We start from the raw sequence: 19,308 nt of genomic DNA on the forward strand, positions 1-19,308 counted from the left end.
TCGACGTTCGACCCGGACCTTCTGGCAATCGCCCGTACTGAACCGGACGCTCGGCAGCCAAGCCTCGGAAGCCCTAGTCGGCAGTTCCGATCCTCCAACCCAATTCGTCCAGACACTGTCTGGACAATTGCTTGAGCACGTACGCCAAGACCTCATGGCTCGACAGCTCTGCATCATCCAGAGAAGAGGCGATGGGATTTTTGCGCGCCTTGTTCGAATCCCATCAGCACGCGTCTACGCAGGCGCTGCATTTCCGGAGCCACTCTGTCAGGTTTGCATCTAAGACTGTTCAGTTGGATGGTGCGGGAATCGACTATTGGACCCTAATCTGATGGTGTTTGAGCTACTGCCTGACGTCAGTCTGGGGTGTAATTCACCTTGACGGAGTTGTGGGAACTCCCTGTTGGGTGTTGCCGTTCGGGCCGCCGAATGCGATCGTTTCCAGACGTCGGAGGCCGTCGGCGTCCCTGGCTTTGACTTGTTCGTGGCTTCTTCCGATAGAGATGAGCATCGCGTCGTCAGCAAGGCTGGCGACCCTGCTTGCGCTCTGTTCCACGAGGACCACGGCGAGGTTGGGGTTCAGCAGAGAGCGGATCTGGGCGTAAATTTCATCCACGATAACCGGTGCCAGGCCCAGCCCGGGTTCATCCAACAGGAGGATCTTTGGATCCCGCATGAATGTACGAGCCAGGGCCACCATTTGGCGTTGACCGCCTGACAGCGCTCCAACGTCTGTAGTCGTGCGCGATTGGAGCATTGGAAAGAGATCCAGCGTCGTGTCGAGATTCCTGATCGCGGCCTTGGTCTGTCCGACCATCATGTTTTCGCGTACCGTCATGGCCGAAAAGAGGCTGTGGGCCTCCGGCACGACGCCTACCCCTACTTCCCTGACGCGGCGATGGGTCGGCCAGGACGATACGTCTGTGTCGTACATGGTGACCGTCCCGCGGGTCTTGATAAGACCAAGGGTGGCTTTGATGGTGCTGGATTTACCGGCACCGTTGGTTCCGACAAGTGCAAGAACCTGCCCTGGGACCACGGTGAGGGAGACGTCAAAGAGCGCCTGTGTGCGGCCGTACCAGGCTTCAATATGGTTAAGCGAGAGCATGTGATTCTCCGAAATAGGCGAGGCGAACGTCTGCGCGGTCAAGCACTTGGCCGGTTGGACCCTCGGCAAGGACAGTTCCGGCTACCAGTGCGATGCATCGGTCGCATGATTTCCGGACGATGTTGACGTCGTGTTCTACGAGGATCAGGAGGCATCCGACTTTTGAGGGCAGGTCGCGAAGGATGGCGGCAAGCTGTTCCCGGCTTCCTGAGTCGAGGCCGGCGGCTGGTTCATCGAGGAATATCACCCGGGGTTCGGCCATGAGCACACGCCCGATTTCGACCAAGCGGCGGGTAGCCGTGGACAGGGATGAGACTTGGGCATCGGCGTAGTCAACGAGCTTGAGCAGGTCGAGGGTTGCGTAGGCCTGATCCAGCCAGGCGCGTTCGGACTTACGGTGGCGGGCAGACCCGAAGAGTTGCCGAAGTGCGCCGGCGCTGCTGAACCGCTGGCGTCCCAGTAGCAGATTGGTGATGACGGTTTCATCTTCCAGCAACTGAGCTGTTTGAAAGCTTCTCACTACCCCGGCCTTTGCGTGGAGTTCCGGTGACAGTGCGGTGATGTCCTCCTGGTCGAGAAGGATGGTGCCTTCTGTCGGACGAACAAAGCCGGAGAGCGCGTTAAGCAGGGTGCTCTTACCGGCCCCGTTCGGACCGATGAGGCCTATTGTTCCTGGCCCCTTGAGGTGGAGGTTCACATTGTGCAGGGCGACTAATCCGCCAAAGCTCACGCCCACATCCTTGATTTCCAACTGAATGGTCATGGAGTGGCCTTTCCGGTGTTCTTGCTTTGGCTGAATATATTCTTGAGCTGCACAGCTCCGCCGGGCAGCAAGTAGATGAGCGCTACAAGCAGTGCGCCCGACAACAGGACGTAGAGGCGGTCTTGGCCAAGGGCGCTGAACAGTGGCGGGACCAGGGACACGTAGGCCGCGCCAATCCATGCGCCCAGGGTGGAACCTGACCCGCCAAGGATGACCCCCACCAGGATGTAAACCGACGGGAAAAGTCCGAAGGTGGCCGGCGTCACCGATCCGACGAGATGGGCTACCAGGAAACCTGACACTCCCGCGCAGACACCGGCTACGACGAAGGCGGCCAATTTGGTGCGCGAGAGACTGACACCGACGGAACGGGCCGCGAATTGTGACTCACGGACTGCCGCCATGTTCCGGCCTAACTGGGTATGAGGTATTCGCGTCAGGACGACGGTAGCCAGGCCAACCGAGACAGCGCATAAACCGTAAAGGAAGTAGGGGCTGTCCGTTTCCAGCCCCGGAATGTAGAAGGAGGCAACCGGAAGGCCTTGAAGCCCGCCGGTGACTGCCCGTTGCTCACGGATCCACCATTGGAACAGCTCGCCCACGGCGAGCGTCACCAAGGCAAGACGCAGTCCGCTGACCCGCAGCGCCGGGATTCCAACCAGAAGCGACGCAGCTACCGAAACAGCTATGACCAGGACGATCTCATAAAGGCCTGTGAGGCCGAGCACCGTTGCTCCTACAGCCGCTGTGTAGGCGCCGATTCCCACGAACGTCGCCTGCGCCAAGGAAAAGATCCCTGTGATCCCGAAGAGAACACGGGCGCCCATGACGGCAATGGTGTACGCCATCCATGACGATGCCAGATAAAGCCAGTAAGGATCCAAGACAAAGGGTAGAAGAGCCACGACGATAATGAAGAGTGCCACGGTGATGATGGTTCTCCTGCGGCGCCCGGCCAGCAGGTGATTGATTCTGTCTTTTGCCCCTGGTGAAAGGGGCAGCGCCCAGGCGTTACCCGTGGTGGTGGCAGAATCTCCGTGTAATTTGGCCTGAGTCATACGCGTACGACTCCTCTCTCGGACAGGAAACGCTTGGGCAGGACGGCGAGCAGCAGGATAACGACGATGAACACCGCGGGTGTGCCGTAGTTGGTGCCAATGGCGTAGGTCGCCAGGCCTTCGAAGAGAGCCAGGCCAAAGGCAGCCGTCAGGGGAGCTACGAAACGGTCGAGCCCGCCAATAATTCCTGCGATGACAGACTTGATCAGAAAGGGCGTCATGTAATAGGCGTCCAAAGACAGCCGACTCGCCACAACGATTCCGACGACACCCGCGGTCAGTCCGGCGAACGCCCACGTAGCTCCTCGGACGCGGCTGACGTTCAGGCCCATGCTTCTGGCCAGCGCCGGGTCGGTGGCAACAGCCCGCATTGCCAGACCGAACTGTGTCTTTGAGAGAAACCATGCGAATCCGCCGAGTAGCACGAGGACGCCGAGGGTCACCACGACCTGATTGAGGTTCAGGAACAGGTCGCCTATTTCCACCGGGACGTCAGTACCCAAGGGAACAAATGAACGGGTGGTCGTGCCAAAGAGTGCTTCGGCGACAGCTGTCAGCAGGAGCAAGATGCCCAGAGTCACCACGAGATCCAGTCCTTCGCGGCCCGCTTTGCGACTGATCGGTTCAAGGATGAACCGATCAGTGGCAAAGGAGATCACAGCCGCGGCGGCTAAGCCTGCAAGGATTCCTACCCAAAGGGGCTGCGTGCCCGCAGCCAAGGTAAAGGTGATGAAGGCTGCCATCATTCCCAGAGCTCCGTGAGCGAAGTTCACTGCCTTGCTGACGCGATAAACGATGAGCATGCCAAACAGAAGCAGAGCGTACAGCGCCCCCGTGGCCAGAGAGCTCAGAAGTATTTGTAAAAGCCCGGACAACTGCACGTGATGTCCTACCTGCCCGTCACGGCTTGGAACGGCGCGACCTGCACGGCCTTTCCATCTTCGATGCGGGCCACACCCACAGCATTGGTTCCCTGCCTGGAATTCGGCCCAAAAGTGACCGGCGGGATCAGGCCGGTCTTGAAGTCCTTCATGCTCTCCAAGGAAAAAGCGAGGCAGTCCCTGGTCAGGGCCGGCGCATCCTGCAGCGCCTTGATGGTGACTAGCGCCTGGGTGTAGCCGACTGCATTCCACATAGTGGGTGCTGCGCCTGTTGTTTTGGTGTAGTCGGAGACAAATTCCTTGACCAAAGGTTCATCGCTGGCGAACGGCGCGACCTTGGTCGGTACGGTCATTCCTTCAACCGCCTTCCCGTACTCCGACAGAAAGGATTCATCGGTGATGTCGGACTGGGCAAGCAGCTTCGGCTTGTAGCCGATCTGGTTCATGGCCGCGATGACCTGGCCAACGACGACCGGGCCGGCGACCAGCGCGACCAGCGCGGAGTTTTTGTTCTTCAGTGCCTGCGCAACCGCCGAAAAGTCGGTCATGGTCGGTTCGACTGTTTGCGTCGTCCCAATCGTCAGCCCGCTGCCGTCAAGGGCCTTCTTTATGCCGGTCAGTGCGTCGTCGCCGACGTCCCCCACCTGCTGTACGAAGGAAATGCTTGCCGGCTTCTGTTCCTTCATCAACCAGCTCAGTGCGACGTTGTACTCGTCAATGAAATTGGGCCAGATCATGTAGACATCCGGGTTTTGCATGACACCGACCTGGTTCGAAGGTGCGTAGGGGCCCACGGCCGGTATGTGTTTTTCTTTGATGAAGGGCAGCACACCGACGAAGTTCGGCGTGCCGATCCCGCCTGCAAACGCGAATACGCCTTCGCTCGTCTCAAGACGGCGTGCTGCCTGCTGCGCTACTGCAGCGTCATACTGATCATCCTCGGCGACGACTTCCACCTGCCGGCCCTGCACGCCTCCTGCCGCATTGACCTTGTCGAGTGCGAATTGGAACCCCTTCAGAGCCCCGTTGCCCGGGGCCGCAAGCGGCCCCGTCAACGGCGTGAACATTCCAAGCTTGATCTTGCTGTCAGTGATCCCCTGGGCGACACCGTTCGTGTCGCAGCTGGTGCGGGCGGTGCGGGTGACCGAAGCCTGCCCTTCGGAGGTGTCGCCGCGAGTGGCGCACCCGGTGGCCACCAGTGCGGTGGCAACCGTGATGGCCCCAAGGGTCAATAGGCTGGGGATTTTCATGCTTGCTCCTGATGTGCGATGCGAAAGATTGGGCCTGAAATGGCCGGGAAGGTGATTGGTACTTCCAAATGGAAGGATTGGTGTAACCACTGTCACATACGTGAAGGTGTTTCGCCATAGCAAGGCCGGAATTGGGCAAATATGGCAGAAGAGGTGAGGCAGCGGCGCGCCGGCTGCAGTCTGTGGTGCACACCTGCCGCCGCCGGATGACGTCAGGAAGGTGTGCGGCGGTCACTTCGCAGAGGTAGCAACGCGGCCGTGACTCCACGCTTGCGGCAGATCAGGCCCGCTATTCCGCTCGGGGTAGTTGCGAGGACCAGAACGAAGAGCGGCCGCCTTTGGGGACAAGTACGTCCCGCTGTCTGCAGATAAAGGCCAGGGGTCCTGGGCTCAAGGGGGAGTACTAGCCCGGGTCAGAGTCGAATTGTATTCACGCTTCGGGATCGCTCCCATGAGTCGTCGAAGCCGTCGTCCTGAGAGCGCTGCTGCCGGATTGGCTGCGCCAGATGAGGGCTGCGACCAGCCAGGTGAGCACGAAGATTCCGGCAATGAAGTAGCCCATGAGCTCGAATTGCTCGGCCAGTGCGGCGACTGGCTCCAGCCACGCCCAGCCTAAGAGCTGGGATCCGAGGCCGCTCGCATAAACGGTCGCGACGACGATCGCGATCACGACGGTCATTGTGGTGGTGGCGATGTTGAAGAACAGAGTACGCACGGGGTCGCGGTGGGACCAGGAATACAGCCTGGTCATGATGAGGCTGTCAGCGGTGTCAAAGGTGCTCATGCCGGCTGCAAACAGCAGGGGCAGGCTGAGTACGGCCAGGAGGGAAACACTTCCGGCGTCGGTGGCCGACGCAGTCATGGCCAGGAGGGCCACTTCGCTTGCTGTTTCCAGCCCCAGGCCCATCAGCAGACCGACCGGGTAGAGGTGCCATGAGGATGTGATCATTGACCGGCCGCGGGAACCGAGGAGCCGGGAGACCAGGCCCCTGGATGCGAGCTGCTGGTCGATGCGCTTGCCATCATGTTTGCCTTGCTTCGACTCCCGCCACAGAGCACGAAGCCCGCGCAGGACTGAACCGTTAAGGACTGCGACGAGGACCAGGAAGAAGAAAGCAACCGCCGCTGCCACCGTTCCTCCAGCGTCGGTGAAGGTGGCCAGGGCCCCTTCGTCAATTGCTCCGGCACCCCACCAGATCAACAGGGCCAGGATGACGACGACGGAGGAATGGCCCATGGCGAAGAAAAAGCCCACCCCGACGGGGCGGCGTCCCCGGTACATCATGGCCCGGGTGGTGTCGTCGATGACCGCGATGTGATCAGCATCGAACGCGTGCCGCATGCCCAGAACGTAGGCTAGAGCACCGGCGCCGGCCAGACCGCCGGCGCCGGCAAGTTCTCCTTGCCCTGCGAGATAGAGAACGACACCTCCGAGGTGAAGTGCGACGATAACTCCTATGATCGCCGCGATACGGCGCTTTTCCCCTCGGCTCCATGCCATCGTCTGGCCACGTCCCGCGGCCGGTGAGATCATCGTTGTCATCGGCGTGGTCCGTGGGTCTCGGGACTGCCGGTGGCGGAACAAGAACCTTCATCATGGTTTGATGTCTGCGCCGACCAGGTGCCTCGGCCGCCGACAACATTGATGTGGTCGAAGCCGGCCACCGCCCGCGCTGTGGAGGACTTCGGCCGCTGGGTCTTGAGGCCCTGCCGGGAGGGAGCAGCGGGGATCCACTGGGTCAATGGGTGTCCTTTCTTGGACGGGAATGGCTGAGGGCGACGCACAGCGAGTGCGCGTGAGGCCGCCGCTTTGCGGCCCTGCCTTGTAGCAGGATCTGGTGCCGGGCCACGCGCAGGGCGAGGCCCAGCAGTCAATGCAGGTCGTTTAGTGGACGTGGTCGTGGTCGTGGTCGTCGTCACCGTGTGGATGTTTGTGCGTGTCGTCCCGGGGCGTGTCGAGGATCGCCCGGGTGCGGCGGTCGACCTCTTCGAGATCGAGGCCGCCGCGTTCGGCCAGAAGTGCCTCGAGGGCTTCGACCCAGCGAGCGTAATAGTGCTCCGGTTTGTTCTTGTCTTCAGCCTTGTCGATGGCCCTGATCAGGTTGGACTGGAAGTCGCTCCAGGGGAAGTTGGCGTTCTCGTAGTAGGCGACGCCCAGTGCGAAGCTGCGCAGCTCCCAGGGAAGCCGGAAAGCTTCCTCTCCGTCACGGGGGGTCCGGGCGCTGCTCACGTGAATGTCCTGGATGTTTTCTTCGGACAGGGTTTGGCACTGTGACATGTTCAGGCACCCACTTTGGCCGGTGCGACCACGCCTACACCAAGCATCGAGTCCCGGGTTACCAGTTCGGCGAGTTCCTCAACGGACAAGTCTTCGGTCCCTGCCGGGCGTTGGGGGAGCACCCAGTAGCGCAGTTCGGAGCTGGAATCCCATACCCGGATTTCTTTCTCCGGAGCAAGGTCCAGGCCGAAGTCTTTCAGGACTGACCTGGGGTCACGGACGACGCGGCTTCGGTAGGCCTCCTTCTTGTACCAGTTGGGCGGGAGGCCGAGGACCGGCCACGGGTAGCAGGAGCACAGGGTGCAGACAATGACGTTGTGTACCTCATCGGTGTTTTCGACCGCGAGCATGTCCTCGCCCTGCAGGCCGCTGACGCCCATTTCGGCGCAGGCTGCTGTCGCGTCTTCAAGAAGTCGGGCTTTGAAGTCCGGCTCGGTCCACGCCCTGGCCACCACCTTGGCTCCGATTTGGGGGCCCACCTGGTGTTCGTAGATGTTCGAGATGCGTTCAACTGCTTCTTCTGAAACGACACCGCGTTCAATGAGGATTGCTTCCATTGCTTTGACTCTTGCGGTCATGTACTCGTCAAACTCTGCTGTGGCAGCGGGGACGACCGGGCCGCTGAAGGCATGAATGAATTCAGACACTTTTGTCTCCTAGTTGTTTGATGTGGTGCTGGCGAGACTGAGGTAGGGCTCCCAGAGGTCACATATGACTCTCGCCTTAGGGTCACCGATTGACTCCCCGAACAGTTCTTCGGCCGAGAACTGGACGGAGTAAACGTAGTCCGGCGCCTCGCCGCCGCCGTGGGCGTTGGTGTCGGGAAATACGAAACTGCCGTGCGAAGAGATAATGGTTCCAACGCGGCCGGTCGCGTACCCCACCTTGCGCGTATGGCCCACCGGAACGGACCCGGAGACCCGGACCAGGTCCCCGATCTTGAAACCAGCTGGCCGGTCCACATCGCGGCGGGTGGGGGCACCGGCGAAGGCCAGCGCGCCGATGGTGTCGGCGAGCTCGTGGTTGACGGTTGGAGGCAGCGGAAGCTCAGGCGACTTCAGATACTCGGCCGTTCGGCGGTCCAGCTCCGCTGTGAACGTGGAGTCGTCCCGTGCAAGGTATTCCTCGAACGAGTGCATCCAGTGCGCATAGTACGGGTGGGAAAGATATTGGACAGGGTCCATCTTCTCCATCGAATGCCGGAATTCGTCGAGGTTGAAGTAGCCGGCGATGGCACACTGCGCGAAGAAGGAAAAGGCAGCCTTTTCCCACTCCGCATGCCAGACCGGTTCGTTCTCTTCAACAAGGATGGGCCCGAAACCGTCGGCGCCTCCTACGTCATGGATACCCCTCATAACACTGCCCTTTCGAGTTGACGTGCCGTTTGTGCCAGCGGCGGGTGTTTGGTGTGAAAGTCAGTCACGGACTGGAATGCATGCCCGGCCTGAAGCAACAGCTGCTCGGAGAAGTCGCGGCCGATGAACTGGACACCCAATGGAGTCCCACGGGATGAAAAACCCGCCGGCAGCGTGATGGTGGGGCTGCCGGTCATATTGAAAGGCGCAGTAGGCGTCAGCAGGGCAGCGAAGAGTTCCATATCTTCACCCAGGGTGCTGAGCTTCTCCAGCGTGGGGGAAGCAAAACCCACTCCGGGCATCAGGACCAGGTCAACCTTCTGGAACACCCGACGGAACTCCCCAACGAATGCCATCCGCTGCTTGACCAGCTTCTGGTAATCCACCGCCATGGTCGCCCTGCCCGCTTCAATAAAGTCGCCGAGAGCCTGGCCGTATTCGGCGGCTCGCGCCGGAAAAGTGTCCTCATGTGCAAGGGCAGTTTCAACCGCGAGGAGCGGACCAAAGGCCTCCGAAATGGCCCCCAGGTCCGGTAGACGGAGCTCGACAACGGGCCAGCCAAGGCTTTCCAGGAGAACTACAGTGTCAACGAGCATCTGCCGGGTGGTCTCGTCGAAGGACGCCATCGCCGTCCAGTCAACCCCTACACGGGGCGGGGCTGCCAGCGAAAGATTGGCTGCATATGACGGAACGGGTTCCAGGGACGCGGTGGGATCGTTCGGGTCCGCCCCGGCCATGACCTCCAGCAGGGCGGCGCAGTCGCGCGCGCTCCGGGCCATGGGCCCTACGTGGTCAAGGCTCGCCGCCAATTCAACGACACCGTAGCGGCTGACCCGGCCCCACGTGGGCTTGAGCCCGGTGACCCCATTCATGCTGGAGGGGAGCCGGATGGAACCGCCAGTGTCCGAGCCGGTGGCACCAAAACACAGTCCGGCTGCGACGGCAACGCCGGAGCCGCTGGACGATACCCCGGCCCACGTTTCCGCGTCCCAGGGATTGACCGGCGCGGCGACTTGGGGATGGTGTTCGGTGTAGGCGCCCTCGGTCATCTTCAGCTTGCCGACCATGACTGCACCGGCGTCACGGAAACGCGTCACGACCGTCGCGTCATGAGGCGGGGTGAAGTCATTGAAAATGGGCATGCCGGCCGTTGTTACGGCATCAGTTGTGTAGCAGAGGTCCTTGATGCCGAGCGGAATTCCGTGCAAGAGGCCCTTGTAGTTGCCCCGGCTGATCTCCTTGTCCGCTTTGGCTGCCGCAGCGCGGGCGACGTCGCCCATTACCGTGACATAGCTTCCCAAAGCCTGGTCGTGATCGACGATTCGCTCCAGAGTTGCGTCAAGAACTTCCGATGCGCTGATCTGGCGGGACCGGATCAGCTCGGCCGCTTCTGTTAGTTCAAGCAAACAGATTTCCTCATGATTAACCAAGACTTTTTCCTCCTGTACGTCGGGCGCGGGGCGCCCAACTCCTTCCATATGGAAAGGTATGAGGAAGATGTTTCCGTCAAGTGCATCAAAAGTAAAGGGTTTGTTAACTCGAATCCGAAAAAGCAGGGGGTCGGATCCTAGACGTTGATGATCTCGAAGGAGAGGCCGGCTGCGACAGCCAGGTGAGCCCGGTACTCCCTGGCAACAACTGATGAACCCTGGACACGCGGCACCCCTCCGGGCGTACCCAGGTTGGCTGCCTCCAAGGCTCCGGTGTCGTCCAGTTGCCCCAGAAGATGCATTCCGTCGTAGGCGTGTTCGCCCCAGCTGGTGAGGACGGGGGAGGAGTCGCCGAACATGAAGCGGTAGCGATCGGTGAGGTCAGGACGGATGTCCGTGGCGATTGAGTCGAAAGAGTGCATCGAGGCATATAGATTTCCGCTCCTGTTGCCGTCGAGCGCGTACAGGAGGTTTTCATCCAGGGATCCCGGCGAGAAGATGATGAGGTGGTTGTGCAGCCCTCGGCCCTGGGCTGCACGGAGGACGGTTATGAGGTCCCGGCCGGGCATATTAACTATTAGTCCCTTTGCTCCGCTTGCCTGGATTTCGTCCAGCAGGGTCCTGATGTTTGATTTCACCGTGCCCAGTGGTATGAGCCGGTCCATCAGGACCCTCCCGCCGTTGGCCTCGATCTGGTGCCGCTCGGACTCTCGAGCAATGCGTGGCCAGACATAGTCGGTGCCCAGTATTGCCCAATCGCTGACGTTCCGCTCGGTCATGAGCCAGCGAAGGCCATCAGCTGATTGACCCGGGGTTTCTCCTGAGCAATAGAATCCGGGTCTGCGTGGGGTGCCTTCGTGTCCGGCCGCGAAAATGTAGGGAATGGGAGCGCTGAGGGCTCGTTCCACGTGCTCCAGCGTCTGGCTTGTATGGAGGCCTATGCACGCCTCGATGGCCTTCCTTTGTGCCAGGTCCTGCACCTCGGCGGCAACCTGGGCCGGCGACCTGCCCGAATCTACCAGGACCAACTCGACCTTTCGCCCGTCCGCCGAGCGGGTGCTGTTGATCTCGTGGGCAGCGAGGCAGACTGCGTCGATGACGGTGGGGCCCGTGACGCCCAGCACGCCGGACAGGGGGAATATAAGACCGACGCGGAGCACTGCGGGGTTTTGCCCGTGTAGCATCGCCTCAAGCGGGTCGAGCATGGGTATTGTTGCTGGCATCCTCTCAATGTAAGGTTTGCTGTTTCGATATGAAAAGGGCTGGGAGCGTGAAGGACCTTCAAATGATCGCCAGTTCCACCGACGAGCTTGCGGAATTCCTCGGGGCGGCCCGACGCGCTGCCCACGAAGTGAACCGAATTCTTGCCGAGGACAGCCTGCGGGAGGACTTGTGGCGCATCCTGATGTGTCTGTCCCAGACCGACGGTGTATCGATGGGCGACATTTCCGCGTCTCAGGCCATACCGCAGGCCACAACCACGCGGCTCGTTGATGAGCTGACGGATTCCGGCTTTGTTTTCCGCCGCCCATCCCCGGACGACGGCAGAAAGGCGATCGTTTACCTCTCCCAGCGCGGGGTCGAGAAGCTGCACCGGGCCAACACGCTGCTCTCCGCTCACATGGAGAGGCGGGCGGAAAAGGTGACGCTGTAACAAGGCGAGGGATTTGGGCACGGCCCCGCACAGCCGGCGCAAGATCGCGGAATTCCGGTGCCCCGCGACGAATTTCCGTGCACTTGCCCCATTGGCCGGCAGGTCGTGAGACTGTCCAGCCCTGCTTTTGAATGTGTTTCTTGATGCCGACCGGGTGGGTTCTCGCATGCGACGGGCACGGCGGCCCACTGGCCAACCACCGTTCAGAGGCTTCTTCCGGAACCTCGGCTGTCCGGCCCGTACCCAAACGCAAGAGGTCAAGCAGGCAAACTCTATTGCAGCACTGAGCTGAGCGACGCGAGTCGGGGCCAGCGTGCACCGGATTAAGCCATCGCTTAGCCCCGATCTCCAGCGAGTGCGCAAGTGCCGTTCCACCACAGCGTGAGGCACACGTGAAGAACCAGGACGGGAATGGAGTTTTTTGCTGTCCCTGCGGGGAAACGCCTGCCCGGTCAATCCCGAAGGGGCAAGGGCATCTTGAGCAGGAACGGTGCTGTTCTAGGCAGACACGCAATTGGTATGTCCACGTGATAGGCTTGGTACTACCAGATGATCTCTGTTGAACCCGTGCCCTAAATCGAGGGTCAGGGGCAGGCCCTGCTCAGTAAGCGACAAATCAGCGGCACGGTCGCGGACTAACACGAACGGCAAAAAGTAGTTCACGGTCCGGAGCGCCCCTTCTTCATGCATTAATACGAAGAGGAGCTTGGATGTCGTCTCTGTCACCCCTGTTTTCGCGCCCTACCCGGGATTGCCCCGGGGACCGGGAGCGCATACCGTTTCCCGCAGGTTCGCCGTGGCCGGTATTTGACCGGGGTGCCATCACGCGCATGATCCCCAGATTGAGCGGTGTGGGCCGTGTTCGTTGATGTTTTGGTGAGGGTCATACCGCTCTTCCTTGTTATTCTGATCGGCTACATAGCCAGCCGCTGGCATAAGTTCAGCGCTGCCGAGGCAGCCTTTAGTGCTTTTGTTTTCCACATCGCCCTCCCAGCCCTGCTCTTTCAGCTGGCCGCGAGATCGGACCTTTCCACCGGCGTCCCAGCGGCAGTTCCTATTGTGATTGCTCTGGCAGCCGGCATTTTTGCCGCCCTTGTGTTCGGCGGGCTGCGTCTCTCCTCGAAAGGAAGCGCAAGGGAAACAATGACGACAACCATGTCCGCCTCCTATGGAAACGTCTCCTACCTGGGCGTTCCGCTGGTCCTTGGCGTTCTGGGCACCGCGGGGGGGCTGGCTGCCAGCATGGGCCAACTGTTCCACAACATAATCTTCATGGTGATCTACCCAATGCTGCATGGCATGATCGCCAGAGAGAGGGGCCCAGAGGTCAGCTTCTGGAATCAAATGCGCGCGGTGATCTACCAGGCACTTCTCAAGAATCCCGTCGTCTGGGCAGTCACCCTCGGCCTGGTCGTCAGCTCGGCGAATCTGACGATGCCCCAACCCTTAACCGCGCTCACTGATGTGCTTGCCGGCGCCGCAGCACCTGGCGCCCTGTTTGCGATTGGCTTGAGCATGCGAAGGGCCGTTCGAGTCCTTCGCGAGGGGAATCTGCGATTGGGCCCGATTGGAGTGGCTGCCTTGGCCAAGCTGGCATTGTTGCCGGCACTGACGGCCCTCCTTCTTGTATGGATTTCCCCTGACCTGCCGCTTGTCTGGAAAGCTACCGTGGTACTCATGGCTGGAATGCCAACATCAGCGACAGCATTTGTCCTGGCTCAGGCGAATAACGGGGATGCGCGCCCAACGGCTGCAATCATCGTCGTAACTAACGCGGCAGCATTTCTCACTCTGCCGCTGGTGGCACAAGTGTTTATTAGTGGTTCCTGAGACCCTACTCGATTCGCCAGGGTCCGGCTGCAAGCCCGATCCGAGACAGCCGAACGGTTACGTGCGAATGTTGCTGTGGATGCCCGAGGCTGTGGACATGCGGTTTCGAAGTCGGCAAGGTGCACGTTATGGACGGGCTTCAACGATATCCGGTCATCAGGCAGTGGGGTGTTCCAGTTCTACGATGTCTCCTCAGGAGAGCCGATTCATCGCCGGATTCAATTCAACTCACTGAGCAGCAAGTGCAGAGCTCAACCGTTACCGTCCCGGTTCTGAGGCCGGCAGCCCGGGAGTCAGCATCTCTAGATCCTCCGGGCGGGCTCTCTCTTCCATAACAGCACCGTCATACCGCACGAACAGTCCTTTGCCGGTGATTCTGTAAATGTTCCCCTGCCGTCCGTCGGAATTCCGAACATGCACGCCAAACAGACCCGCCCGCAGCTGGTCTGCGGCCTGCTGAGCTGACACCCAGGCGCGGTAGGCCAAGAGCACTGACTCGCCCGGGCATACATCAGGGTTGGTAACGCTTGTAGGCTTCAAACCCGGCCTCTCGTGATGGCGGCGCCAGTCGCCGGAACGGAGTTTTACTGCTCCAGGTACCGCGGCCGTCCAGCTGACGGTTCCCTGCATGTCAGTCTCATTGGCTTCAGGCTTGGCGCCCGTATCCCGCAGTGCCGGTTAATGCACCCCAGCAGCCCTTGCCGGTCGTTGCCTAGTGGGATGTCGAGGAATCAGCCAGAATCTCTGGTGCCTTGCTGACCTGGATAAGTTCATCGAGCCAGGCGAAGTGTTCATCCACTGCCCGCGATGCGTCCGCTGGATTATGGGCAGCAACCGCGTTGGCGATGTTTCTGTGAACTACTCTCATGCGTTCCCTGTCATCGGCCAGGGACAGCTTCTGATGTGGAGCAAGAACCCCGCGCAGCACGTCTGCAAAGAAGATTAGTGCCGGGGAGCCGGACGCGGCGAAAAGCGCCTTGTGAAAGGCGATGTCGGCTTCATGCAGTTCATCAGTGTCATCGCTTGCGTCCATCCGGTCCAAGGCCACGGCCATATGCGCCCCGGCCATGTGATCGACCTTCTGTGCGGCCTCGTAGGCCGCCTGGCGTTCGAGGGCAAAACGGACTGACCGCAGGGACGCCAAAGTCATCCTTGATGCCACCAAACCAAGGAGTAACGATTCACTGACAGTCTCGGGCTGAAGGCCGCGGACAAATGTCCCTGCTCCCGTACGCCTCTCCAGGACTCCCATAGCTTCCAAGCGCCCCAGCCGATCCCGCAAGGCAGTTCGGCTTACTCCCAGTTCCAAGGCCTGCTCGCGTTCACTTGGGAGTTTTTCCCCAGGGCTCATGGCCAGTACCTGGCGCGCAAGCGCACTCATCAGCTCGTCATCGAAAACATCCGCGGTCAGCACATCTTCACTCATATCACAACGGTACTACCAGCTATACGATTTGGGACCACTTGAGGAGCCCTCCGCCGTGCCCTAGTCCGTATTCCGTCCAAGGCCGCTGGTCAGGGCTTTGGTGGGAGCGGGGAAGGTCGGTTCAGCGGCTGCCGCCGGGCAGTCAGCGTCACCAACCTCTCAGGTCAATACATCTAGCCCCCGCTGCACTGGCACAAGGATCGGCATCTGATGCCCATTTCCATATGGCATGCTCGAGCGCCGCCAGGCAACTCCAGATGACAGGAGGACGGTCATTTCCACCGTGACGAGGACCCTCGCGTCAAAGACGTGCCCGGCACGGAGGCTGCCGTCGTCCTGGGCAAAGGTGCCGTGGAAGTGGCAGACGGCCTGGCCGTTGATTTCCCGGCCCAAGTGCCCCTGGAGGCTTGTGATTTCTATGGCGCCGGTTTCCTCGATTATCTCGGTGTATCGCGGCACACCTTCAGCATCCGGCTTCACTACCGAGTAGCGAAGAAATTCGAGGCTGCCTGCCGCGGACACCAGTGCGCCCCCATCGGCATTCTGGTCGTCCAGGATGCTTGCGAGCGTCTTGAGCAGGTCTTCTCCGGGGCCCAACCGCAGGCTGACGACAGTCGCATCGTTGCTGACAATCATTGTTTCTCCATTTCCTGGCGGCGGCGCTTTTCGGATAAGAAGGCGCTGCCTACTAGCGGTAGTAGCATTTGTTATAGCGGTAATACCATTGCCACTAATGATCCTTTATGAACTGCGCTTCGTCAACGATGGGCCATCCAAAAATGTGGGCTTGACCACAGATGAGCGGTCATGCCAAACTGTACAGCGGTAGGACCAATCGGAGGGCGAGCTTACTCAATAAGGACTCTCCGCCTTCGGCCCTGCTGGGTACGTATTTTGGCTGTACGCAGGACCATCCCTGCACGGGTGCTGTTTTGCCCGGCAGGGGAGAGACTCTGGGGTTTCGCCCCCAGTGGCCAGTGGACAACTTGGCGAACCTGCTATCGCAAACCTCAAGGAGGAGGCAACATGTCACCGAGGAGAGTTGATTTCTGGCTGGGGCTCATTGGTCTGAGCGTTGAGGCCAGACTTGACCCCACTCATCGCATCAGCGGCGTCGTCGATGATGCGATGCCGGATTCCTCCCTGCTGTGGCTCATCGCCTCGGACGGCTCGCGCCAGATCCTGGAGAAGCGCCGCGGCCACACGGTTTACGTTCATCCGCAGGCGATAAGGCATGCCGAGCTTGCTGGAATGCCTGGCGGTGTCTCGCAATGAGCGCCTGCCTGGACCGCCACAGTTCGGCGGAGGTTCCTGCGCCACGTGATGCCTCGAGCTGGGCCTGTCCCAGTCCATATTCACGATCGCGGTCACGAACCGCATCCGCCTGTTAGTTAGTTTTTCTTTTTCCGACGCTGAAGTGGAAGGAAGCTTCGCATGACTCTTACCCAGCCCGGCGACATGACCGCCGAGAAAACCCACGGTCCTGGCAGCCCCGCTGTCGTGGACTGCGACGTTCACCCCATTCTGGAGTCTTCCAGTCAGCTCCTGCCGTATTTGGACGAGTACTGGCATGATCAGTTGGTTGCCGCGAGGACGCCGTCGTATGAGCCGAACTATCATCCACGAAATTCCCCCATCGCCCAGCGCCCTGAAACGAGGAAAGACGAACATGGGCGGGCGGCCACTACTGTGGAAAACCTTGTGGCAGATGTCTTCGAGGACGGCTTCACGGACTACGCCATTCTGAACTGCCTGTATGCCACCCAGCAGATCCACCAGCCTCGGAGGGAGCAGGCGCATGTTCGGGCGCTGAACACGTGGATCGCCAATGAGTGGTTGGCCAAGGACTCCCGGCTTAGGGCCTCGATCGTCGTGCCTCAGGGAACGCCGGAAGCCGCTGCCGCGGAGATAGATTTCTGGGCCAAGGACGATCGGTTCGTGCAGGTACTGCTGGTGGGCCAGTCAGAACTGCTTTACGGGCGGCAGATCAATTGGCCGATCTGGGAGGCGGCGGAACGGGCCGGGCTTCCGGTTGCCATTCACATCGGGGGCGTATTCCGTCAGGCTCCTACATCTGTTGGATGGCCGGCTACGCATCTGGAATGGTATGCGGGCCAGACTGCCAATCTTGAAGCGCAGATCAGCTCGATTGTCTGTGAAGGCGTACTTCAAAAGTTCCCGGGAACCAAGGTGGTTGTAAGTGAGGTCGGTTTCAACTGGCTGCCGGCTTACATGTGGAAATTTGACAAGCTCTGGAAGAGCTACCGTCCCGACATCCCATGGGTTGACCGGGCACCCTCGGAATTGATCCGGGAGCACTTCAGGTTCACAACCAGCCCTTCTGACGGTGCTGAGATTCCTGGGCAACTCGACAAGACCGTAGATCGTATGGGCTCCGATCGCTTGCTGGTTTACTCCAGCGACTATCCGCACAACCACGCATCAGGACCACGAGACATAGAAGCGGGAACCAACGACCAAGCACTTCTGGACCGGATCTACCGCCAGAATGCCGCGGAGCTCTACAACCTGGTCGTTGCCGAAAACCGGATTGAGGGGAAATAGGGGCCATGACTACAGCTAAAAGCGAAAAGGCATCTGCTTTGTCCAAGCCAGTCGTCACGACAGGGCTCATCGATGTTGATATCCACCCCCTTCCCAAAGTTGGAGGACTCAACGAGTACTTGCCAACGGGGATCCTGAAGCAGCTTGATGAGTATGGAATGAGGTCAACCACGGGGCTCCAGCTCATCAGCGAGTATCCGCAGATGTATGGCAACGCGATGCGCGCCGATGCGTGGCCTGAAGACGGCTATCCGGGCAGCGACCTGGACCTCATGCGGACGCAGCTTCTTGACCTGTACAACATCGAGCTGGGCGTTCTGCAGTGCCTGTCACCCGGAGGCCAGACACTGAACCCCGCCGGGCAGGCTTTGAATCCTGAAATCGGATCAGCCCTGTGCAGCGCACTCAACGATTACCAGATCGAGCATCTGGTTCACCCCGAGCCTCGTCTGCGCGTTTCGATGGCGGCAACCTTCGAAGCGCCCGACCTGGCCGTAAAGGAAATCGAACGTGTTGGCTCCGACCCGGCAGTCATTTCCGTTCTTGGACTCAGCAAGACCATGGAACCGTTGGGCAGCAGGAAATACTGGCCCATCTATGAGGCCGCGGTGGCGCACAACCTGCCCATCCAGGTACACCTGTCCCAGGGCGGCGGGCACGCCAACACGGGCACAGGGTGGACCTCGTATCACGCCGAATACCACGTCGGTCACGTACAAAGCATTCAGTCGCAAATGCTGAGCCTCATTCTTCAAGGCGTCTTCGACCGTTTCCCCGGTCTTAAGATCATGTTCGTCGAGGGCAACGTCGCACACTTCGTCCCGTTGATCCAGCGGCTCGACTACCACTGGAAGACGCTGCGGGGTGAAGTTCCAAACTTGCAGCGCAAACCGTCTGAATACATCTACGATCACGTTTGGGCTTCCACGCAACCGATCGATGAGCCACAGAACCCGCGGCATCTTCAGGAAGTCATCGAAGAGTTCTGCCCTGACAACGTGCTTTTTGCCTCTGACTATCCGCACTTTGATTTTGATTCGCCCGAGACCGTGTTCCCGGCGAGCTTCTCGCCCGAGCTCAAAGAAAAAATCTTCAGGACCAACGGCATGCGATTCTTCGGATTGGAGAATGAGGGAAAGTGAGCAAGTACGTTGTGGCCCGGGCCGACGAAATCGAGCCGGGAGGCCGGAAAATCATCGAACTCGAAGGACGCTCAGTAGGCGTGCTGAATGTCGATGGTGAGTACTTTGCCCTCCTGAACCACTGCCCGCACGCCGGTGCCGAATTGTGCAAATTCGGCACCATCTTTGGAGTGTCTTCCGCTGAACGGCCTGACACCCCCATTACCTACCAACGCGGCCGCTCCATCAGGTGCCCTTGGCACCAATGGGAATTTGATATTCGCACCGGTGAATCCTTTTACGACCCGAAAAACGCCAGAGTACGCAAGTACGACGTCGAGGTGTTCCCGGGGTCACCGGAGGCCTTGACAGATCCCGAGGGGGGCCTGCAAAAGGGGCCCTATGTTATGGAGGGGTACGGGGTCAGTATCGAGGGCGACGTCATCGTTGTGGATACGAGCCGCCGGCGCAAGGAACGCCGCCCGGGCAGCGAGCAGTGACCGGCCGCTGACAGGATCGCCCTCTGGGGAGCTGCCCTTGTGGCCCCTCAGAGACCCACAAGGGCATCTGAGCTGCCCACCAGCAATCC

The 19,308-nt window shown here is 60.2% G+C and carries 19 protein-coding genes; 6 read left to right on the forward strand and 13 right to left on the reverse strand.

Annotation, left to right across the window (positions count from 1 at the left end):
* Nucleotides 1-373: 373 nt before the first annotated feature.
* The 11 genes from ACLKOZ_RS15165 to ACLKOZ_RS15215 form a co-directional block, all read right to left on the reverse strand.
* Nucleotides 374-1,108 (reverse strand): ABC transporter ATP-binding protein, encoded by a 735-nt coding sequence (locus ACLKOZ_RS15165; protein WP_436476147.1) that lies wholly within the window; start codon nt 1,106-1,108, stop codon nt 374-376.
* The gene (locus tag ACLKOZ_RS15170) at nt 1,095-1,871 is read right to left on the reverse strand and encodes an ABC transporter ATP-binding protein (protein ID WP_436476149.1); all 777 of its coding nucleotides are present in this window, start codon (nt 1,869-1,871) and stop codon (nt 1,095-1,097) included. The genes ACLKOZ_RS15165 and ACLKOZ_RS15170 overlap by 14 nt, the downstream gene beginning before the upstream one ends.
* Nucleotides 1,868-2,929, reverse strand: a complete 1,062-nt coding sequence (locus ACLKOZ_RS15175) for a branched-chain amino acid ABC transporter permease (protein ID WP_436476151.1) — start codon at nt 2,927-2,929, stop codon at nt 1,868-1,870. Before ACLKOZ_RS15175 ends, ACLKOZ_RS15170 begins: the two co-directional genes overlap by 4 nt.
* Nucleotides 2,926-3,810 (reverse strand): branched-chain amino acid ABC transporter permease, encoded by an 885-nt coding sequence (locus tag ACLKOZ_RS15180; protein ID WP_436476153.1) that lies wholly within the window; start codon nt 3,808-3,810, stop codon nt 2,926-2,928. The genes ACLKOZ_RS15175 and ACLKOZ_RS15180 overlap by 4 nt, the downstream gene beginning before the upstream one ends.
* 8 nt (nt 3,811-3,818) lie before the next feature.
* Nucleotides 3,819-5,060, reverse strand: coding sequence for an ABC transporter substrate-binding protein (locus ACLKOZ_RS15185; protein ID WP_436476155.1), 1,242 nt, complete (start codon nt 5,058-5,060; stop codon nt 3,819-3,821).
* A gap of 430 nt (nt 5,061-5,490) precedes the next feature.
* Nucleotides 5,491-6,603 (reverse strand): HoxN/HupN/NixA family nickel/cobalt transporter, encoded by a 1,113-nt coding sequence (locus ACLKOZ_RS15190; protein WP_436476157.1) that lies wholly within the window; start codon nt 6,601-6,603, stop codon nt 5,491-5,493.
* Between the two features lie 342 nt (nt 6,604-6,945).
* On the reverse strand, nt 6,946-7,338 hold the full coding sequence (locus ACLKOZ_RS15195; RefSeq protein ID WP_436476159.1) for a nitrile hydratase accessory protein: 393 nt from the start codon (nt 7,336-7,338) through the stop codon (nt 6,946-6,948).
* Nucleotides 7,339-7,340: 2 nt separating this feature from the next.
* Nucleotides 7,341-7,985, reverse strand: coding sequence for a nitrile hydratase subunit alpha (nthA, locus tag ACLKOZ_RS15200; protein ID WP_436476161.1), 645 nt, complete (start codon nt 7,983-7,985; stop codon nt 7,341-7,343).
* A 9-nt stretch (nt 7,986-7,994) separates the two neighbouring features.
* Nucleotides 7,995-8,693 (reverse strand): nitrile hydratase subunit beta, encoded by a 699-nt coding sequence (gene nthB, locus ACLKOZ_RS15205; protein ID WP_436476163.1) that lies wholly within the window; start codon nt 8,691-8,693, stop codon nt 7,995-7,997.
* On the reverse strand, nt 8,690-10,099 hold the full coding sequence (locus ACLKOZ_RS15210) for an amidase (protein WP_436476165.1): 1,410 nt from the start codon (nt 10,097-10,099) through the stop codon (nt 8,690-8,692). The genes nthB and ACLKOZ_RS15210 overlap by 4 nt, the downstream gene beginning before the upstream one ends.
* A 161-nt stretch (nt 10,100-10,260) precedes the next feature.
* Entirely contained in the window at nt 10,261-11,346 is a 1,086-nt protein-coding gene (locus ACLKOZ_RS15215; RefSeq protein ID WP_436476167.1) for an ABC transporter substrate-binding protein, read from the reverse strand.
* Between the two features lie 62 nt (nt 11,347-11,408).
* Here ACLKOZ_RS15215 and ACLKOZ_RS15220 point away from each other — a divergent pair, with 62 nt between their 5' ends.
* Both ACLKOZ_RS15220 and ACLKOZ_RS15225 read left to right on the forward strand, forming a co-directional pair.
* Nucleotides 11,409-11,777 (forward strand): MarR family winged helix-turn-helix transcriptional regulator, encoded by a 369-nt coding sequence (locus ACLKOZ_RS15220; RefSeq protein ID WP_436476169.1) that lies wholly within the window; start codon nt 11,409-11,411, stop codon nt 11,775-11,777.
* Between the two features lie 858 nt (nt 11,778-12,635).
* The gene (locus ACLKOZ_RS15225; RefSeq protein WP_436476171.1) at nt 12,636-13,607 is read left to right on the forward strand and encodes an AEC family transporter; all 972 of its coding nucleotides are present in this window, start codon (nt 12,636-12,638) and stop codon (nt 13,605-13,607) included.
* Nucleotides 13,608-14,319: 712 nt separating this feature from the next.
* Here the strand turns inward: ACLKOZ_RS15225 and ACLKOZ_RS15230 are convergent.
* On the reverse strand, nt 14,320-15,033 hold the full coding sequence (locus ACLKOZ_RS15230; protein ID WP_436476173.1) for a FadR/GntR family transcriptional regulator: 714 nt from the start codon (nt 15,031-15,033) through the stop codon (nt 14,320-14,322).
* Nucleotides 15,034-15,192: 159 nt separating this feature from the next.
* Nucleotides 15,193-15,669, reverse strand: a complete 477-nt coding sequence (locus ACLKOZ_RS15235) for a PCC domain-containing protein (protein ID WP_436476175.1) — start codon at nt 15,667-15,669, stop codon at nt 15,193-15,195.
* A 390-nt stretch (nt 15,670-16,059) separates the two neighbouring features.
* Between ACLKOZ_RS15235 and ACLKOZ_RS15240 the strand changes: the two genes are divergently transcribed.
* From ACLKOZ_RS15240 to ACLKOZ_RS15255, 4 genes are all read left to right on the forward strand, one after another.
* Nucleotides 16,060-16,308 (forward strand): hypothetical protein, encoded by a 249-nt coding sequence (locus tag ACLKOZ_RS15240; protein ID WP_436476177.1) that lies wholly within the window; start codon nt 16,060-16,062, stop codon nt 16,306-16,308.
* 159 nt (nt 16,309-16,467) lie between these two features.
* A complete protein-coding gene (locus tag ACLKOZ_RS15245) occupies nt 16,468-17,598 on the forward strand; it encodes an amidohydrolase family protein (protein ID WP_436476179.1) in 1,131 nt (376 codons plus the stop codon).
* Nucleotides 17,599-17,603: 5 nt separating this feature from the next.
* The gene (locus ACLKOZ_RS15250) at nt 17,604-18,740 is read left to right on the forward strand and encodes an amidohydrolase family protein (protein ID WP_436476181.1); all 1,137 of its coding nucleotides are present in this window, start codon (nt 17,604-17,606) and stop codon (nt 18,738-18,740) included.
* Nucleotides 18,737-19,219 (forward strand): Rieske (2Fe-2S) protein, encoded by a 483-nt coding sequence (locus ACLKOZ_RS15255; RefSeq protein WP_436476183.1) that lies wholly within the window; start codon nt 18,737-18,739, stop codon nt 19,217-19,219. The genes ACLKOZ_RS15250 and ACLKOZ_RS15255 overlap by 4 nt, the downstream gene beginning before the upstream one ends.
* The last annotated feature ends 89 nt before the right edge of the window (nt 19,220-19,308 follow it).

It is taken from the genome of Arthrobacter sp. R4 (assembly GCF_051365025.1).
GTDB lineage: Bacteria > Actinomycetota > Actinomycetes > Actinomycetales > Micrococcaceae > Arthrobacter.

What these genes read in the sequence shown, in the direction of transcription:
- ACLKOZ_RS15165 (WP_436476147.1), bottom strand. Translation starts at nt 1,108, where the DNA reads ATGCTCTCGCTTAACCATATTGAAGCCTGGTACGGCCGCACACAGGCG.
- ACLKOZ_RS15170 (WP_436476149.1), bottom strand. Translation starts at nt 1,871, where the DNA reads ATGACCATTCAGTTGGAAATCAAGGATGTGGGCGTGAGCTTTGGCGGA.
- ACLKOZ_RS15175 (WP_436476151.1), bottom strand. Translation starts at nt 2,929, where the DNA reads ATGACTCAGGCCAAATTACACGGAGATTCTGCCACCACCACGGGTAAC.
- ACLKOZ_RS15185 (WP_436476155.1), bottom strand. Translation starts at nt 5,060, where the DNA reads ATGAAAATCCCCAGCCTATTGACCCTTGGGGCCATCACGGTTGCCACC.
- ACLKOZ_RS15190 (WP_436476157.1), bottom strand. Translation starts at nt 6,603, where the DNA reads ATGACAACGATGATCTCACCGGCCGCGGGACGTGGCCAGACGATGGCA.
- ACLKOZ_RS15195 (WP_436476159.1), bottom strand. Translation starts at nt 7,338, where the DNA reads ATGTCACAGTGCCAAACCCTGTCCGAAGAAAACATCCAGGACATTCAC.
- nthB (WP_436476163.1), bottom strand. Translation starts at nt 8,693, where the DNA reads ATGAGGGGTATCCATGACGTAGGAGGCGCCGACGGTTTCGGGCCCATC.
- ACLKOZ_RS15215 (WP_436476167.1), bottom strand. Translation starts at nt 11,346, where the DNA reads ATGCCAGCAACAATACCCATGCTCGACCCGCTTGAGGCGATGCTACAC.
- ACLKOZ_RS15220 (WP_436476169.1), top strand. Translation starts at nt 11,409, where the DNA reads ATGATCGCCAGTTCCACCGACGAGCTTGCGGAATTCCTCGGGGCGGCC.
- ACLKOZ_RS15230 (WP_436476173.1), bottom strand. Translation starts at nt 15,033, where the DNA reads ATGAGTGAAGATGTGCTGACCGCGGATGTTTTCGATGACGAGCTGATG.
- ACLKOZ_RS15235 (WP_436476175.1), bottom strand. Translation starts at nt 15,669, where the DNA reads ATGATTGTCAGCAACGATGCGACTGTCGTCAGCCTGCGGTTGGGCCCC.
- ACLKOZ_RS15240 (WP_436476177.1), top strand. Translation starts at nt 16,060, where the DNA reads ATGTCACCGAGGAGAGTTGATTTCTGGCTGGGGCTCATTGGTCTGAGC.
- ACLKOZ_RS15245 (WP_436476179.1), top strand. Translation starts at nt 16,468, where the DNA reads ATGACTCTTACCCAGCCCGGCGACATGACCGCCGAGAAAACCCACGGT.
- ACLKOZ_RS15250 (WP_436476181.1), top strand. Translation starts at nt 17,604, where the DNA reads ATGACTACAGCTAAAAGCGAAAAGGCATCTGCTTTGTCCAAGCCAGTC.